Origin of the sequence: Acinetobacter sp. YH12156, assembly GCF_013418235.1 — a bacterium.
Lineage (GTDB): Bacteria > Pseudomonadota > Gammaproteobacteria > Pseudomonadales > Moraxellaceae > Acinetobacter > Acinetobacter pseudolwoffii.
Map to the genome: position 1 here is coordinate 16,995 of NZ_VPCL01000010.1, position 18,532 is coordinate 35,526.

Annotated in this window: 13 protein-coding genes; 10 read left to right on the top strand and 3 right to left on the bottom strand. The window is 45.8% G+C overall.

Annotation, left to right across the window (positions count from 1 at the left end):
* Window positions 1-106: 106 nt before the first annotated feature.
* The 6 genes from FTU87_RS09185 to FTU87_RS09210 all read left to right on the top strand — a co-directional run bounded on the left by FTU87_RS09185 (window position 107) and on the right by FTU87_RS09210 (window position 6,956).
* Entirely contained in the window at window positions 107-1,414 is a 1,308-nt protein-coding gene (locus tag FTU87_RS09185) for an RNA-guided endonuclease TnpB family protein (protein ID WP_005173589.1), read from the top strand.
* A gap of 126 nt (window positions 1,415-1,540) precedes the next feature.
* Window positions 1,541-3,226, top strand: coding sequence for a dihydroxy-acid dehydratase (gene ilvD / locus FTU87_RS09190; RefSeq protein WP_004280835.1), 1,686 nt, complete (start codon window positions 1,541-1,543; stop codon window positions 3,224-3,226).
* A 177-nt stretch (window positions 3,227-3,403) separates the two neighbouring features.
* Window positions 3,404-4,699: an RNA-guided endonuclease TnpB family protein gene (locus tag FTU87_RS09195; protein ID WP_180076523.1), complete on the top strand. Its 1,296-nt coding sequence runs from the start codon at window positions 3,404-3,406 to the stop codon at window positions 4,697-4,699.
* 178 nt (window positions 4,700-4,877) lie between these two features.
* On the top strand, window positions 4,878-6,200 hold the full coding sequence (locus tag FTU87_RS09200; protein ID WP_180097201.1) for a hypothetical protein: 1,323 nt from the start codon (window positions 4,878-4,880) through the stop codon (window positions 6,198-6,200).
* The gene (locus FTU87_RS09205) at window positions 6,181-6,468 is read left to right on the top strand and encodes a chorismate mutase (protein ID WP_004647685.1); all 288 of its coding nucleotides are present in this window, start codon (window positions 6,181-6,183) and stop codon (window positions 6,466-6,468) included. Before FTU87_RS09200 ends, FTU87_RS09205 begins: the two co-directional genes overlap by 20 nt.
* A gap of 308 nt (window positions 6,469-6,776) precedes the next feature.
* Window positions 6,777-6,956 (top strand): hypothetical protein, encoded by a 180-nt coding sequence (locus tag FTU87_RS09210; RefSeq protein WP_004280844.1) that lies wholly within the window; start codon window positions 6,777-6,779, stop codon window positions 6,954-6,956.
* Between the two features lie 266 nt (window positions 6,957-7,222).
* Here the strand turns inward: FTU87_RS09210 and FTU87_RS09215 are convergent, their stop codons facing one another.
* From FTU87_RS09215 to FTU87_RS09225, 3 genes are all read right to left on the bottom strand, one after another.
* Window positions 7,223-8,518 carry a solute carrier family 23 protein gene (locus tag FTU87_RS09215; protein WP_148334914.1) on the bottom strand — a complete coding sequence of 432 codons (1,296 nt, stop codon included), beginning with the start codon at window positions 8,516-8,518 and terminating at the stop codon, window positions 7,223-7,225.
* A 296-nt stretch (window positions 8,519-8,814) separates the two neighbouring features.
* Window positions 8,815-11,499, bottom strand: a complete 2,685-nt coding sequence (gene ppc / locus FTU87_RS09220; protein WP_180097069.1) for a phosphoenolpyruvate carboxylase — start codon at window positions 11,497-11,499, stop codon at window positions 8,815-8,817.
* Window positions 11,500-11,648: 149 nt separating this feature from the next.
* Window positions 11,649-12,272: a TetR/AcrR family transcriptional regulator gene (locus FTU87_RS09225; RefSeq protein ID WP_180097071.1), complete on the bottom strand. Its 624-nt coding sequence runs from the start codon at window positions 12,270-12,272 to the stop codon at window positions 11,649-11,651.
* Between the two features lie 148 nt (window positions 12,273-12,420).
* On the opposite strand from FTU87_RS09225, the gene FTU87_RS09230 reads away from it, so the two are divergent.
* The 4 genes from FTU87_RS09230 (at window position 12,421) to dnaJ (ending at window position 18,395) form a co-directional block, all read left to right on the top strand.
* The gene (locus tag FTU87_RS09230) at window positions 12,421-13,524 is read left to right on the top strand and encodes an efflux RND transporter periplasmic adaptor subunit (RefSeq protein ID WP_035337502.1); all 1,104 of its coding nucleotides are present in this window, start codon (window positions 12,421-12,423) and stop codon (window positions 13,522-13,524) included.
* A gap of 2 nt (window positions 13,525-13,526) precedes the next feature.
* Window positions 13,527-16,664, top strand: coding sequence for an efflux RND transporter permease subunit (locus tag FTU87_RS09235; protein WP_180097073.1), 3,138 nt, complete (start codon window positions 13,527-13,529; stop codon window positions 16,662-16,664).
* A gap of 130 nt (window positions 16,665-16,794) precedes the next feature.
* Entirely contained in the window at window positions 16,795-17,172 is a 378-nt protein-coding gene (locus FTU87_RS09240; RefSeq protein WP_004280853.1) for a hypothetical protein, read from the top strand.
* Between the two features lie 104 nt (window positions 17,173-17,276).
* Entirely contained in the window at window positions 17,277-18,395 is a 1,119-nt protein-coding gene (dnaJ, locus tag FTU87_RS09245) for a molecular chaperone DnaJ (RefSeq protein WP_005094779.1), read from the top strand.
* Window positions 18,396-18,532 lie beyond the last annotated feature (137 nt).

Sequence of the window (18,532 nt, forward strand, 5' to 3'; positions counted from 1 at the left end):
AGTCAGGGTGGAGGTGAATTTCGTAAGTTTTTTAATTTAGCTTTAATTCGTTTTTATGTTAAAATAAAAGAAATATAACATTGTATTTAAATAAGTTTTAAAAAAAATGAAAATCAACAAGGCGTATAAATTTAGGCTTGAGCCTAATGAAGAGCAAGAGGTTATTTTAAACAATCTTGTTGGTTCTGCGCGTTTTGTTTGGAATCAAATTTTAGTTGTGTCATTTGAAATGTTTGCAAAGAATGAATTTATCAATGCAACCAATTTGGTGAATAAAATCACCAGTCTTAAAAAGAATCCTGAATATGCTTTTTTAGCAAATCATTCTAATGCTGTTTCCCTACAGCAAAAAATTCGTGATCTGGCTTCGGCTTGGACAAGGTTTTTCAATGCAAAAGAACATGCAAGATTAAAAGAAAATAAGCGTAAACCACGCAAGCCCAAATTCCTCAAACTCACTGATGGTTCTGAAATCCAGTTACGCCCACTGATGCCTAGATTTAAGAAAAAATCAGATGGTTACGATTCAATTAGATTGGTGCAATTTGATAAATATTGTCGAATTGAGGGTAATCGAGTTAAGCTGCCAAATGGCATAGGATTTGTGAAATTTAGAAAATCACAAGATATTCTAGGCACAATTAAGAATGTGACAATCAGTAAGAGATCAGGTCATTGGTATATTTCATTTGGCAGTGAAAAAGAGTTATTGGAAAATCCAGTACATCCATCCAAAACCGCAGTTGGTGTTGATTTAGGTGTCAAGAAATTAGTCACAACATCTGAGGGTGAGGTATTTAACCCAAAGAACAGTTTTAAAACCAACCAAATTAAATTAGCTAAACTTCAACGTAAGTTGAGCAAAAAATTGAAGTTTAGTGAAAATTGGAAAAAGTTGAACACCACAATTAACAAGCTACATTATCATATTGCTAATATTCGGCATGACTACCTACATAAAGTCACGACAACTCTCAGCAAAAACCACGCAATGATCGTAGTTGAGGACTTAAAAGTAGCCAATATGTCGAAGTCAGCAAGTGGCACAATCGAGAAAAAAGGAAAGAATGTCAAAGCCAAGTCGGGCTTAAACAAGGCAATCCTAGATCAAGGTTGGTCAATGCTTGTTGATATATTGGAGTACAAACAACAATGGCGAGGTGGTTTACTCGTTAAGATTGACCCGAAATACACAAGTCAAACGTGTAGCTCCTGCGGTCATGTTGCAAAAGAAAATAGGCTTACTCAGGCACATTTTGAATGTGTTGCGTGTGGCTTTAGCGAGAATGCGGATATTAACGCTTCTCGTAATATTTTGGCGGTGGGACACACCGTTTTGTCTGTGGAGGGTGGATGCGGTAAAGGTCGCCCGATGAAGCAGAAAGCAAGCGAAATCCGTGAGGAAGTCACCTAAGAGCTGATGCTTTTAGAATCCCCCACTTGAATAAAGTGAAAGTGGTGGGAGTATGTCAAACAATGATCTTAAAATAAATTGTCCAAGACCGACGCTTAAAATCGGTCATCGCCCAGGAAGAGAATAATGAGTAAAGATAATATCCGCGAGCATTCTGCCCCCGTTTATGAAGGTATTGAAAATGCACCGGCGCGTTCCATGATGCGTGCCACCGGTTTTCAGGATGCCGATTTTAACCGGCCATTTATCGGCATTGCTTCGACCTGGGCCAATGTCACGCCTTGTAATATGCATATTGATGGTCTGGCCAGAACCGTAGAGCAGGGCGTGAGTGCGGCGGGTGGCAAGGGCATTATCTTTAATACCATTACCATTTCAGATGGCATTTCCAATGGCACCGAAGGCATGAAATATTCCCTGCTGTCACGGGAAGTGATCGCAGATTCGATTGAAACCGTGGTCGGCTGTCAGGCTTATGATGGTGTGATTGCCATTGGTGGCTGTGACAAAAATATGCCCGGCTGCATCATGGGATTGGCGCGCCTCAACCGTCCGGGGCTGTTTATTTATGGCGGAACCATCAAACCGGGTGAAGGTCATACCGACATGATTTCAGTGTTTGAAGCGGTGGGTCAATATGCCAAAGGTGAAATCAACGCGATTCAGGTCAAGCATATTGAAGAGGTTTCCTTGCCAGGTCCAGGTTCGTGTGGCGGTATGTACACGGCCAACTCGATGGCCTCTGCGATTGAAGCTTTAGGTATGAGCCTGCCGGGCTCTTCGGCACAGGAAGCGGTATCGGAAGACAAGCAAATTGACTGTGCCCGGGCCGGTGAAGCGGTGATGAACCTGTTGCGACTGGATATTAAGCCGCGCGACATCATGACCAAAGCCGCCTTTGAAAACTCGATTAAAGTCTTGATTGCGCTGGGTGGTTCGACCAATGGTGTACTGCATCTTTTAGCCATGGCACATACAGCAGGAGTGGAATTGAGTCTGGATGATTTCGTGCGGATTGGTAAAGATATTCCGGTGGTGGCCGACGTGCGTCCATCAGGTAAATATCTGATGTCAGAACTGATTGCGATTGGTGGAATTCAACCACTGATGAAGCGCATGCTGGATGCCGGCATGCTGGATGGCTCATGTCTGACGGTCACAGGTAAGACGCTGGCAGAAAATCTGGCCGATGTGCAGGACTATCCGGAAGGCCAGCAGATTATTCTGCCTTTTGATGCGCCAGTGAAAAAAGACTCACATCTGGTGATTCTAAAAGGCAATCTGTCACCGAAGGGCGCGGTCGCCAAAATTACCGGTAAGGAAGGACTGCATTTTGCTGGCCCGGCTCGCGTGTTTGAAGGTGAGCAGGGTGCCATGCGCGGTATTCTGGATGGCGAAGTCCAGCCGGGTGAAGTGGTGGTGATTCGTGGCGTTGGTCCCAAAGGTGGCCCGGGAATGCCAGAAATGCTGAAACCGACCTCTGCGATTATCGGGAAGGGCTTAGGCGCTTCAGTTGCCCTGATTACCGATGGACGCTTCTCGGGTGGCAGTCACGGTTTTGTGATTGGTCATGTCACCCCCGAAGCTTATGATGGCGGCCCGATTGGTCTGGTACAAAATGGCGACCAGATTTCAATTAATGCGGAAACCCGGGAAATGACCTGGCATGTGGATGAGCCGGAGATTGCAGCACGTCAAGCAGCCTGGATCAAACCAAAACCGAACTATACCCATGGAGCACTGGCCAAATTCGCCAAACTGACCTCAGGTGCAGAAACCGGGGCGGTCACTGACTTGAATCTTGACCTCTAATCCATTGTTAAACATTGAACATTTGTTTATCTTAATCGGGCGTAAGACCCTCACCGACAGTCAGGTGGGGGATACAAGCGAGTGGCGATAGCCATATTAAAGATAATGTTTTCTTGGTTTTATTGCTTATTTTTGCTATAATTCAAACACTACAATTCTTTTATAAACAATGATTTAATGAAGATTTTACAACACTACAAGTTTAGGCTTCTGCCTAACCAAGAACAGGAAATATTGCTTAATCAAGCAATAGGTTCTGCTCGTTTTGTGTGGAATCAAATTCTCGCTAAATCATTTGAAATGTTTGCTAAAGATGAATATATTCGTTACGAAAGCATTGAAAAAAAATTAGTACCCCTTAAAAAAACACCTGAATTTTCTTTTCTTGGTCAAACATATTCAGCTTGCTTACAGCAAAAAATACGTGATCTTGCTCAAGCATGGGGTAAGTTTTACAACAAAAAAGAACAAGCTCGTTTAAAGCAAAACAAGCGGAAACCACGTAAACCCAATTTTTTTAAATTGGCTGATGGTGGTGAGATTCAGCTTAGACCACTCATGCCAAGATTCAAGAAGAAATCAGATGGTGAGCAATCTTTTAGACTTCCATTTGCAGATTGTGAGGTTATTGGTGATCGAGTTTCTTTGCCTAAAAAAACAGGTTGGATAAGATTTAAAAAATCACAAGAAATTGTTGGTAAAATCACAAGTATTACAATTAAGAAAATTTGTGGGCTTTGGTATGTTTCATTTTGTACTAACCGTGAAATCGAACAACCAATTCATCCATCAAAATCTGCAATTGGTGTTGATCTTGGCATTAAGAAATTAATTACAATATCAACAGGTCAGGTATTTGACCCAATCAATAGTTTTAAAGCCAATCAAGTAAAGTTGGCTAGGCTTCAACGCAAGTTGAGAAAGAAAACCGAATTTAGTCAAAATTGGAAAAAACTTAATTTAAAGATCAATAAATTACATCATCATATTGCCAATATTCGGCATGACTACTTGCACAAAGTCACGACAACTCTCAGCAAAAACCACGCAATGATCGTAGTTGAGGACTTAAAAGTAGCCAATATGTCGAAGTCAGCCAAAGGCTCAATCGAAGAAAAAGGAAAGAATGTTAAAGCTAAATCAGGCTTGAACAAATCAATCCTAGATCAAGGTTGGTCAATGCTTGTTAATATGTTGGTGTACAAACAGCAATGGCGAGGTGGTTTACTCGTTAAAGTTGACCCTAAATATACAAGTCAGACTTGTAGTTCATGTGGTCACGTTGCAAAAGAAAATAGGCTCACTCAGGCAAACTTTAGTTGTGTCGAGTGTGGCTTTAGCGAGAATGCAGATATTAATGCTTCTCGCAACATTTTAGCGGTGGGACACACCGTTTTGTCTGTCGAGGGAAGATGCGGTAAAGATCGCCCTGTGAAGCAGAAAGCAAGTGAAATCCGTGAGGAAGTCACCTAAGAGCTTTTGCTTTTAGAATCCCCCACTTGAGCTAGTCGAAAGTGGGGGGAGTATGTCAAGACTTGATATAAGTTTTTACACCATGCAGGGCTTTTGCTCTGCGATCTTAAAAATAGATTATTCTGTACAGATTCAATTTTTTGAACTGCACACCGTCATCTTTGTCGAGGCCGATCTCATGTCCCTGTTACGCCGTTGGTTTGATCCAATCCGATCGAGTTGGTTTTACCAAAAACCGACCCGTCAAACGGTGTTATCTATTCAAGATGGGCTGAGTATCCATTTAAGACTGGATGATGTGTACAGTTATCTGGCGGTACAACAGTTGCCCCAGCTCGAAGAAATTTTAAGTCCGCAGCTCAAGCCGCTGAAAGTGATCATTTCCAGTGAGCATGCCGAAGCGCCGAACCAGATGTCTTTTGATGAATGGCAGCACTACACGATTAATGATGCAAAAATCTTGTCAAAACAGCATCGTTTCAGTTTTCATGATACGCCGGAATTACCGAGCGCTGAGGCCTTAAAACAGGCTGAACTGATTTTGCGGCATACACCTCTGCGTGGACAAGATTTCCTGTATTTGCTGGAAGATGTGTTTCATATGTTGTGGCAAAAACAGACCGGAAAATTACGAACTCTTTATGCCATGGCCAGTCGCCATCATCAGCCACAGGATTTTCCCGAACGTATTTTTGATCAGACCCCGATTCTGGCCAGCTATTTTAATTTAGGCGGACGCCAGTATCAGGCAGTCGATGATCTGTTGCGTCTGACCCGGCGTCTGGAGCAGCAAAAACTGCTGACCGGTAATCCAATTTTTCTGATTGATCACATTGAATGGCGTGAGCATCTGATCAGTGATGCCGAAGAGCTGAACGAGATCCAGTCGATGGACCCGGAACTGGATTTATATATTGCGCTGGAAGATCCGATTTCCTGGTTGTTGCTGGCCTATATCAAAGAAGAACTGGCGGATTATTATAATATCCAGTTGAATGTCTATCCTTTGTCTTACCGTGGCCGGGATGAGTTTGACTGGAGTCTGGCCACGCGTTTGTCGAAACGGACTGAGGTCGAATTTACCCCGTTCTGCCGTCCGACTGAACAGGCGATTGCCCCCATGGCGCAGTTATTTTATAGCTGTCCTGAAGAACAGCGCATTGAGGCCATGTATCAGATCTTGCAAGCTGTCTGGACCCGTGGTCAAGACTTGTCCTATGCACCGCATTTTAAGCGTATGCAGCAGCAACTCAACATTGCCGAGCTGAGCCAGGACGATATTCTGGCCAAGTTGCAGGACAATGATATGCTCTGTGAAATGAAGTCGCAGCCGAACTTTCCGGTACTGGAACTGCGCATCGATGATCAAAGTTATACATTTAATAGCTTATATCGGGTCTGGATGATTGAAAGTATTTTCAGTAATGTGTTAGAAGAAAAGTATAAGAGTAATAATCAAACTGAAAGTGAACTGAAAAAACATGGAAAAGATCAAAGCTGAATCACTAGAACATGCACGTCAACAGATCGATGCCATTGATACAGCTTTAGTTGAGCTGATCGCTGCGCGTCAATTTTATGTTGATCAAACCACCCGTTTCAAAAAAACCGAAACCGATTTGCAGTCACCAGAACGTATGGAACAGATTGTAGAAAATGTTAGGGCATTGGCGCAAAAGCAGGGCCTCGATCAGGAGTTTATTGAACATCTATACCGTGAAATGTTCCAATACTTTATTCAACGTGAACTGAAAGAGTTTCGTCCTTAAACGGGCTCATTTCAGTTCAACTACGCCGGACGATCTTCAAGCTATGCAGGAGATCTTGCTGTAGCCATGGCGATTTTTAAGCACAACATCGCCTTTTTGCAAAAATAATTTATCCATAAAAAGCCCATTCAGCCAAGTGCCTAAAGCCTTGCCTGGACGGGCTTTGCACGGTTTTATAGAAATTATGGTAAAAAAAATAAATTGATTTTATTAAATATTTTTACAATGTAGGTTTGATTTAATTTAAAAAGTATATATATTGTATATACATCTTTTGCAAAGCAGTCTTTATTTTGGAGAGATAAGCAATGAGCGAGCAAATCAAAAAAATAAAGACAGGCAAGAAAGATGGACAACTTTTAATTCGTATTCAGAGTACGGAGCGTGATGAATTTATTCGTCTCTGCGAAGAACTGGATACTAGTGCTGCTCGTGAATTAAGAAAATTTATTCGTGGTTTTGTGAAACAACACAAGCCTAACGAATAGCCTTACTAGGGAGTAATACCATGGCTAAGCAAGTTAAATCTTTAAAGCAAGAAATCAAAGCACGTTTGAAAAAGATTTCAAAACATAAAGGCAAATTGAAGCAACTGAAGCAAGCGCTTAAAAAACAGAAATAAGCCAACGTGAATCAATTGCCAGTCACTTAAAACAGTTCATTCTAGACAGACTGTTTTAGGCTACAAAAAAGACCGAACATATATGTTCGGTCTTTTTGCTTGCAACAGGCTGTGCCCAGTCATCGCTGAATTTTATTTTTTATCGACCAGACTGAAGAACCAGTTTAAGAACAGGGCTGCAAACGTTGCCGTACCAATACCACCCAGATTGAAGCTACCAAAAGTCAGGGCAAAATCACCCGTACCTAAAATAATGGTCACCGCAGCCACCATCAGGTTCTTGTTCTGCGAAAAATCGACCTTGTTCTCAATCCAGATTTTGGCACCAGCAATAGTAATCAAACCAAAGACTATAATCGAAGCACCGGTCAGAATCGCCGTTGGAATAGTATGAATCACCGCACCAAACTTAGGCGATAAACCCAGGAACACAGCAAAGACACCCGCGACTGCAAAGATGATGGTCGAGTAAACCCGTGTCACGGCCATTACACCAATGTTTTCACCATAGGTGGTCATACCCGGCGCACCCACACCACCGGCTAAAGTGGTTGCAATACCATCTGCTACAAAGGCTTTACCAATATGCGGATCTAGGTTTTCACCGGTCATCGCGCCTACGGCTTTAATATGGCCCAGATTTTCAGCCACCAGAATCAAGGCAATTGGCGCAATGATCAACATCGCATTCAATTCAAAGGTCGGTGCATGGAAAGTCGGTAACCCAAACCAGGCCGCTTGCTGAATGGGAAGGAAGTTGATTGCAGTACCATAACCCATGATATTGCTGAGCATGAAATAGATCAGATAGGCCAGTAACAGACCGACCAATAATAGCAGGCGTTGCAGCAGGCCTTTGGTAAAGACGGCAATCGAGCCCATGCACATCACGGTAACGAGAGACATCCACATATTAAAGGTGTTGCCCATGACGCTTTTAACCGTGACTGGAGCAAGGTTCAGGCCAATGATCATCACCACAGCACCGGTGACCACCGGTGGCATCAACTTTTCAATCCAGCGCGTGCCGGTCGCCATGACCAGAAAACCCATCAGGGCATAGAAGATACCACAGGCAATAATACCGCCGGCTGCGACGCCAATATTGGGGTTGAGTCCACCACCACCGGCATAACCGGTTGCCGCGATGACCACCCCAATAAAGGCAAAGCTTGAACCTAAATAACTTGGAACCCGGCCACCGGTAATCAGAAAGAACAGGATGGTACAAATCCCTGACATTAAAATGGCCAGGTTAGGGTCAAAGCCCATTAAAAAAGGTGCCAGTACAGTCGCGCCAAACATGGCAAAAGCATGTTGTACACCCAAAACGACCGTTTGTGCGGGTGGCAAATACTCTGCGGTACCTACTGGGCGTGCATCGATGCTGCCCTCATAAGGGCGCCATTTGGGAAACCAACTGGACATAAAATGAGCACTCGAAAGATAAATTGTGCACATCATACTCTTGTTCTTTAGAAGATTTAATCACTTAAACAAAATTTTTGTTCAAATTAATTCTATGACTTTATTTAATATTTTACCGGGTGGTAAAAGAATTTTGAGTTAAAACTAAAGTGAAATCAGTAGATTAATTTCTTATAATCAATAGGGCTATGTATAAATAAATCTGATTTACTATATAAAATAAAATATTTCTTGGCTATTGACTGCTCAATAAAAAAGCACATCGCGAAGATGTGCTTTTAAACGGTCTGTTTGGATTAACCGGTATTGCGTAAACCCGCAGCAATTCCGGCAATACTGACCATTAAGGCGTGATCCACCGGGGTATTTTCAGCTTGCTGCTGTTGCAGATAGAGACGACGACGTTTCATCAGCTCGGCTTGCAGCAAATGTAGTGGCAACAAATACGGTTTACGGACTTTCATGGATTGATCCAGAACGCCGTTGCTACTCAACAATTTGGATTCACCCTTTAACGTCAGCAAGGTCTGTACAGCATCCTGCAAACGCTGGCGCAGCTCTGTGCCGAGTACTTTGAGATCTTCATCTTGAGTTAAATGTGATTCATAGTACAGGGCCACATGTGCATCGGCTTTGGACAGCACCATTTCCAGCATATCAATCAGGGTCTGAAAATATGGCCACTCTGCCAGCATCTCATCGAGTACCGCCCGTTGCCCCTGATCCAGGACTTCATTCAGCGCGGCACCGGTACCGAGCCAGGCAGGCAGCATCAGACGAATCTGGGTCCAGGCAAATACCCAGGGAATCGCACGTAGGGACTCAATCCCGCCACTGACTTTACGTTTCGCCGGCCGTGAACCCAACGGCAGCATTTGCAGTTCAAGCTCAGGGGTAACGGTGCGCAGGTATTTGACAAAATATGGGTTTTCCCGCACGGTCTGGCGATAGACCTGAACCGAGAGTTCGGTCATTTGATGCATCAAGTCGCGCCATTCCTGTTTTGGCTCGGGTGGCGGGAGCAAGGTTGCTTCTAAGGTCGCAGCGGTATAAATTTCCAGATTTTGCAGGGCAATTTCTTCCAGTCCGAATTTAAAGCGGATCATTTCACCCTGTTCAGTCACCCTAATCGTGCCTGAAATCGACCCCGGTGGCTGTGAGAACAAGGCTTGCTGGGTTGGTGCACCGCCACGGCTGATCGAACCGCCACGGCCATGGAACAGGGTCAGCTGAACGCCATGTTGCTGGGCAATCGTCGTCAGTTCTTCCTGGGCACGGTACTGCGCCCAGTTGGCCGACATAAAACCGGCGTCCTTGGCTGAATCCGAATAGCCAATCATCACTTCATGCTTGCCCTGAATATGCTGTTTATACCAATGCATATTGAACAGGGTTGACATGGTCTCGGCTGCACCGTCCAGATCTTTGAGGGTTTCAAACAGCGGTACCACTCGTAAGGCGTGCTTGATACCCGCTTCTTTTTGTAGAAGCAATACCGCCAGCACATCACTTGGATATTCCGCCATGGAAATAATATAGGCACCCAGAGACTCACTTGGCTGTTCTGCCAGGGTGCGCATGGTGGCAAAGACTTCCTGTACATCCGGGTGCTGAATCAGACTGCCGGCTGGTTCATTCAGATGTTTTGGGAGCAAGGGACGTTTGCTTTGCAATTCTTGCAGTAAAAAGTTTTGACGTGCCTGTTCGGTCCAGGTTTCAAAATTTCCCAACCCTAAATATTCGGTAATCGCCGAGATTGCCTGACGATGACGTCCTGATTCCTGACGAATATCCAGTTTCAGTAACTCAATCCCAAAGCTGTTGACCCGGTAAATAAAGTCCAGCAGGCTACCATTGGCAATTTCGGCCAGATTGCAGTCCATTAAGGAGCGATAGCAGGTCAATAGTGGCTGTAATAGCTCATCTTTACTTTTAATGACTAAACTATCATCGGCATCATTGCCCTTTAATTTTTCTGCCAGCCAGTGTCGGGTCGCTTTCAGTCGGCTACGGGTATCACGTAAATATTCACGATAGGGTTCCGGATGGTCCTGACCCAATGCCTTGGAGATTTCCGTACTACATTGCTGAATGGAGAGTTCCCAGCGCAGGTTCTCAATATCGCGTAAATACAGATCGGCAGCTTTCCAGCGTGACAGCCACAACACTTCTTGCGTCACATTATGGGTGACATTCGGGTTGCCATCGCGGTCACCGCCCATCCAGGAAGCAAAACGTACCGGTGCAATATCTAAGGGCAAGTTCTGGCCGCATTGTTGTTCGACCATGCCATTTAATTCCCGGATAAATTTCGGAACCGCATTCCACAAGGTCTGTTCAATGGTAGTAAAGCCCCATTTGGCTTCATCAATCGGAGTTGGACGATGCTGACGGATTTCATCGGTTTGCCAGGCAGAGCTGATCAGCTGTTTCAGATCGGCCAGAACTGCCTGACGTTCACGTGGAGTCAGTTTCTGCTGGTCAAATTTGGACAGGGCATTATTGATACCGTCATATTTTTGAATCAGGGTACGGCGGCTGACTTCTGTGGGATGCGCGGTCAGAACCAGTTCAATTTTCAGTTCACAGATTTGCTGATACAGCGTATCGGCAGAAATTTCCTGCTGTTTAAATTTTTCAAATAAAGGCACCAGAGGATTGGGCGATTCTGCAGTGTCATCAAACTCGCTCTGACGGCGACGACGTACCACATGATATTGTTCGGCAATATTGGCAAAGTTCAAAAAATGGGTAAAGGCACGGGTTAGAGGCAGGATTTCCGCATCTTCCAGACTCAAAAATAATTGTTCTAGCTGTTTTTCTGCTTCGACCTGTCCATCGCGAGCGCCTTTGGACAGGGCACGGATCTGCTCGATCTGATTAAACAAATCCTGCCCGGCATGTAATTTTAAGGTTTCCCCAAGCAAATTACCCAGTAAGCGTACGTCTTCGCGTAGTGGTGCATCAATCTGTTGAATCATTTTTTATTCCCTCACATGCATGCTTTGACTATACCGCGACTGCATGACAATCCAAGTCCCTTAGAGACAAAAGTTGCAGAGCATTGGCTGCTTTTTTAGCAACTTTTAGGCCATATACGGTGATCGATGATCAGTCCGAAGGAAAGGAGTTAATCCGGCAGGGCATATTTCAGCATAAACAGTTCAATCGCCTCGCTAATAATCTGTTGCTGTTCTGTGCTTGAAGGGGGAGGGCTGAGACCCAGCAGGATTTTCTGATGACGGGTTCCGGTCAGCAGGGACACGATCAGCTCGGTCTGTTTTTCTGGAAGATCGACCTGAATAAAGCGGTATTGCTGGGCCAGGTTAAAAAAATCATTCCAGACTGCATCCAGTTTGCTATGCGAGGCCTGATAAAACTGCTCTGCCAGCGGGCTTTGCTGCGAGGCCAGCTCCATGAGTAATAGGTCCAGTTTGATGGCTTCAGGCAGGCTAATAATATTCAAAGCGCGTAAACAGGCCCGATGAAATTCCTGAGCAAAGTCACTGCTTGGCTGCAAGACCTGCGGATGCTCATGCAGAATAGCTTCACATGTATCTTCAATGGCACAGCTGAACAGCGTCGCCTTGTCCTGGAAATGGTTATACACCGTCAGTTTGCTCACCCCTGCTTCACGGGCAATCTGGTTCATGCTGGAGGCATGATAACCATGCGCTAAAAATAGCGCTTTGGCCGCGCTCAGGATGCGTTGGCGTTTCTCCAGATCTTTCGGTCGTCCTACAGGTATTTGCACAATTTCTTCCAAAAAAAGTCAACTTGGTCATTGCTTCGAGGGTTCTGTTGTAATTAGTGTACCGGGTGGTATATTAATTAAAAAATAAGCAATTCAATATATCAGCATAGTTTGCCCGAAAAAAGATGATCAGATAAGAGCGAATAAGATGAGCAGGATTTACAGCGTGTTGGCTGGCATGATGATGCTTTGCAGTGTGACCTTAAATGGGTGCAGTAAAGATACAATCGCCGCAGAACAGGAGGTTCCCTTTGTCATGGTGACCACACCGAGCACTTCACAGCATGAACTGAAAAGTTATGCCGGCGATGTGCAGGCGCGTCAGCAAACAGCACTGGCCTTTCGGGTAGCGGGACAGGTGACCCAGCGCTTCGTTGATGTCGGGGACCAAGTCAAAGTCGGACAGGTGCTGGCCACACTGGATGTAAAAGATGCCCAGTTGCAGCTGAATGCGGCACGTGCCCAGCTGGAAAACGCGCAGTCTGCCAGTAAAATTGCTCAGGATGAACTACAGCGTTTCAAGCAGCTGTTACCGGTCAATGCCGTGAGTCGCTCGCAATATGATGCCATCGATAATCAATATAAAGCTGCACAGTCGAGTCTGAAACAGGCGCAATCCAATTATGATACTGCCAAAAACCAGACCACTTATAACCAGCTGATTGCCACTAAAAATGGCGTGATCACGGCACGCAATATCGAAACGGGTCAGGTGGTCGCAGCCGGGCAAGCGGTATATGAGTTAGCCATTTCCGGTGAGCGTGAAGTGGTGATTGGCGTGCCGGAACAGGCCATTTCAGAGGTCAAGGTCGGACAGCCTGCCACGGTGACTTTATGGTCCAAACCAGAAGAAAAATTTAGTGCCTTTGTCCGTGAAATATCACCAGCTGCGGATCAGTCCCGTACCTTCCGGGTCAAAGTCTCACTGCGCGAAGGCAATGCTCAGATCCAGCTCGGACAAAGTGCCCGGGTGTTTTTCCAGCACAGCCGGGACAATAGGCTCAGTGTACCGCTGTCCAGTGTCTCAGCCACAGATCAACAAGCCTATGTGATGCTGGTCAAGCCGGATCATACTGTACACAAAGTCCCGGTGACTTTAGGGGCTTATGGTCGCGATAGCGTACCGGTACTCAGTGGCCTGAAAGCGGAAGATTATGTGGTGATTGGCGGCGTACATTTGCTGCGTGACCAGCAAAAAATCAATCCGATTAATCGTGAAAACCGTCCTGTGACCGTTCAGGCAGGGAGTTAAATATGAACTTTAACCTGTCGGAATGGGCTTTAAAGAATAAGGGCCTAGTACTGTATTTTATGATCCTGCTCGGGCTGATTGGCATCGTGTCCTATTCCCAGCTGTCGCAAAGTGAAGATCCGCCTTTTACCTTTAAAGTGATGGTGATCCAGACCTACTGGCCGGGTGCCAGTGCCAAAGAAGTGTCCCTACAGGTCACGGATCGGATTGAAAAGGAACTGATGACCACGGGGCAATATGACCGCATCATGGCCTATTCGCGTCCGGGTGAATCCATGGTGACCTTTATTGCCAAGGATTCTCTGGCTTCGAAAGATGTGGCCGATGTCTGGTATAACGTGCGCAAGAAAGTCAGCGATATCCGGCATGAATTGCCGCAAGGGGTACAAGGCCCATTCTTTAATGATGAATTCGGCGATACCTTTGGCAATATCTATGTGCTCAAAGGCAAAGACTTCGATTATGCGACCCTCAAGGAATACGCCGACCGTTTGCAGCTACAACTGCAACGGGTCAAAGATGTCGCCAAAGTCGATTTAATCGGCCTGCAAGACCAGAAAATCTGGATTGAGATTTCCAACACCAAAGCTATCCAGCTCGGAGTTCCAGTCAGCGCCATTCAGCAGGCTTTGCAGCAGCAAAATGCCATGACCCATGCCGGTTTTTTTGAAACCGGCTCAGACCGGATTCAGGTTCGGGTCAGCGGTGCCTTAAACAGTATTGAAGAATTACAGCAACTGCCACTTTTGATAAATGGCAAAACCATTCAGCTGGGAGATGTTGCTGAGATCTATCGCGGCTTTAGTGATCCGGCCCAACCCCGGATGCGTTTTATGGCTGAAAATGGCATTGGTATTGCCGTGTCCATGCGCAAAGGCGGCGATATTCTGGCACTGGGCAAACATCTGGAACAGGAATTTGCCCGTCTGCAAAAAACCTTGCCCCTTGGCATGGAGCTGCAAAAAGTCTCCGATCAGCCAGTGGCAGTCAAACGCAGCATTAACGAATTTATGAAAGTGCTGGCAGAGGCAGTAATTATTGTGCTGCTGGTCAGTTTCTTCTCGCTGGGTTTTCGTACCGGACTGGTGGTGGCCTTTTCGATTCCGCTAGTATTGGTCATGACCTTTGCCGGCATGCATTTATTTGATGTCGGCCTGCATAAAATTTCCTTGGGTGCCCTGATTCTGGCACTCGGTCTTCTGGTCGATGATGCGATTATTGCCATTGAAATGATGGCGATTAAAATGGAGCAGGGCTATAGCCGGCTTGAGGCGGCAGGCTTTACCTGGAAAACCACCGCCTTTCCAATGCTAACCGGCACCCTGATTACCGCCGCCGGATTTTTACCGATTGCCACAGCAGCATCGAGTACCGGTGAATATACCCGTTCTATTTTTCAGGTGGTCACGATTGCACTGCTGATGTCCTGGATTGCCGCGGTGTTATTTGTGCCTTATCTAGGCGATAAACTGCTGCCCAATTTCAACAAAGACTTGATACAAAAAGCGCCGTGGTATCAGCGCCTTTGGGCGCGTTTGCGCAAGCAGCCTGAACCTCAGCCGGTCGTACATCATGCCGGCGAACAGCATGACCCTTATCAAACCCGGTTCTATCAAGGTTTCCGCCGTTGGGTAAATACCTGTGTGACCTATCGTAAGACCGTGATTACAGCAACGGTAGGAATTTTTATCCTGTCGATTCTGATGTTTAAGCTGGTGCCACAGCAATTTTTCCCGCCCTCGAATCGGGCTGAAATTCTGGTGGATCTCAAACTTGAAGAAGGCGCCTCTCTGAAAGCCACCGAAGCTGCGGTGAAAAAAGTTGAAGCCTTTTTGTCGAAACAGCAGGGCATTGATAACTATGTGGCCTATGTCGGAATTGGTTCTCCGCGTTTCTATTTACCGCTGGATCAGCAGCTGCCGCAAACCAGTTTTGCCCAGTTTGTGGTGCTGGCATCCTCTTTGGAAGATCGTAACGAAATCCGTCAATCCTTGAGTGACCAGATTCGGCTGTTATTACCGGAAGTCCGTACCCGGGTGTCCCTGCTGGAAAATGGCCCTCCAGTCGGTTATCCATTGCAGTTCCGGGTCTCTGGTGAAGATCTGGGACTGGTTCGTGAATGGGCGCAGAAAGTCGCCGCAACCGTGGGCGATAATCCGAATACCACCAATGTACATCTGGACTGGGGTGAGCCGAGCAAAGTCATCAAACTGGAGATCGATCAGGATCGTGCCCGTCAGTTGGGCGTGACTAGCAGTGAGCTGGCCAATGTGCTGAACAGCTCGATTTTGGGGGCCGGCATTGATCAGTATCGGGAAAAGCGTGAACTGATTGAAATCCGTTTACGTGGTGCGCAGGCTGAACGCGTTGATGTCGCTTCTTTAAGCAGTCTGGCGATACCGACGTCACGTGGTACTTCGGTACCGTTGGCACAGCTTGCCAACATTGAATATAGCTTTGAAGAAGGCTTGATCTGGCATCGGAATCGTTTACCGACCATCACAGTGCGTGCCGATATTCGCACGGCCTTACAGCCGGCCACTGTGGTGAATGAATTACACGATTCACTGCACCAACTTCGAGCTGAGTTGCCGAATGGCTATCTGCTGGAAGTCGGCGGCACGGTCGAAGAATCCGCGCGTGGACAGAACTCGGTCAATGCTGGCATGCCTTTATTCCTGGCGGTAGTGATGACCCTGTTAATGATTCAGCTCAAGAGCATCTCACGGGCCTTTATTGTATTCCTGACCGCACCTTTAGGCATTATCGGGGTGGTGTTATTCCTATTACTTTTCAATAAACCTTTCGGTTTTGTGGCCATGCTCGGGACAATTGCGCTTTCTGGAATGATCATGCGAAATTCCCTGATTCTGATTGACCAGATCGAGCAGGATATTCAGGCCGGAGAATCCCCATGGGATGCCATTATCAATGCCACAGTCCGCCGTTGTCGCCCGATTGTCTTGACCGCATTGGCCGCAGTTTTAGCCATGATTCCCTTGTCTCGCAGTATTTTTTTCGGGCCGATGGCAGTGGCCATTATGGGCGGTTTAATTGTGGCAACACTTCTGACCCTGTTTTTCCTGCCTGCCTTATATGCACAATGGTTTAAAGTGAAAAAAAGTTTAAATTCTGTTTAAAATTGTCATAATTTCAGGTGCGAAATATTGAAATTTTCAATATAGTAGCAGCTGAGATTTTTATAATTTAAAAAAATAAGTAACTACTGCATTGGCCGAACTGCCAATCCGGTAATGAGGTTAAACCAACATGACTCAAACTACATTAACCAAGATGCGACGTTCCGTAGCGATGGCTTATGTCTTCATGTTTTTGGCCTTATTTACGCTATTTAGTGGACTTTTTGCCTACTGGTTGGCCCGTAAAGTGACACAAGTCGATTATGCCGAAGTCTGGTTACAGGCACAGGCCTTGTGGATCATGCGAAATATCGTGATTTATACCATTTTGGCGCTCTTTGCTGCGCTGTGGTTTATTCCGCTGTTTTTCTTTGCCTGGGACAGCCAGTTATGGGTCAAAGCCTGTGTCGTGACCGGGGTGATTTTCAGCTTTATTGCCTTTATTTTCCTGCTCAATGCCTGGTTTAAAGGCCTGCATAAATTCTCTCAAAATAAAGCTGTGTTCTAAAGCATATAATTTTTTTCATATTTCCCCTTGTAAAATCAGGTTTGACCCCAATTTCAGACCTCAGTTGAATATTAAACAAAATTCCGTGAGGAGCATCGCCAGACATGGCTAAACGTGATTATTATGAGGTTTTGGGCGTCGCTAAAACCGCTAGTGATGATGAAATCAAAAAAGCCTACCGTAAGTTGGCGATGAAATATCATCCAGACCGTAACCCGGACAATGCTGAAGCTGAAGATAAATTTAAAGAAGCAGCAGAAGCCTATGAAGTGCTGTCTGATGGTGAAAAGCGCAGCATGTACGACCGTATGGGCCATCAGGCCTTTGAAGGGGGTATGGGCGGCGGTGGCGGCTTCGGTGGTGGTTTCAGCGCAGAAGACATTTTCAGCCAGTTCGGTGATATTTTCGGTGGTGCTTTCGGTGGCGGCGGTGGTCGTGGCCAGCAACGTGCACGCCGTGGTTCGGACTTACGCTATGTGATGGAATTGACCCTGGAAGAAGCGGTCAAAGGCGTCAAGAAAACCATTACTTTTACTGCACCGGCACCATGTGATGCCTGTGATGGTAAAGGCTCAAAAAATCCAAATGATGTAGAAACCTGCCGTACCTGCCATGGTGCCGGTCAAGTGCGTATGCAGCAAGGTTTCTTCTCGGTGCAGCAAACTTGTAGTACCTGTCGCGGTCAGGGCAAGATCATCAAGAACCCATGTAATAAATGTCATGGTTCAGGTGTGTCGGATCGTCAGCAAACGCTGGAAGTTACTATTCCTGCGGGTGTGGATAATGGCGACCGCGTACGCTTGACCGGTAAAGGTGAAGCGATTCGTGATGGTCAGTCAGGTGATTTGTACGTCGAAGTGGTGGTGCGTGAGCACGAAATCTTCCAGCGTGATGGTGCTGACCTGTATATGGATGTGCCGGTTTCAATCGCCGATGCAGCGTTAGGTAAGGAGGTTCAGATTCCGACTCTAGACGGTCGAGTAAGCCTGAAAATTCCTGAAGGGACGCAAACGGGTAAACTGTTCCGCTTACGTGGCAAAGGTGTTAAACCGGTACGTACCAGCATGCAAGGTGATTTGCTGTGCCGTATTGTAGTGGAAACACCAGTTAATTTAAGTGCACGTCAACGTGAACTGTTGAAAGAGCTGCAAGAAACTATGGATGGTGAAGACAGTAAATCATCACCAAAGAAAAAATCATTCTTTGATCGTTTGTTTGATTGATCGAATGAAAATAAAGAAGGACGCTGCGGCGTCCTTTTTTGTGCTTTAAATTTATACTATGATAGAAATAGAATTAGGTACTTGAAATGGGTTCTAACACTGAATGTTATTCCCAAGTAGAAATGTCCTACCTAATA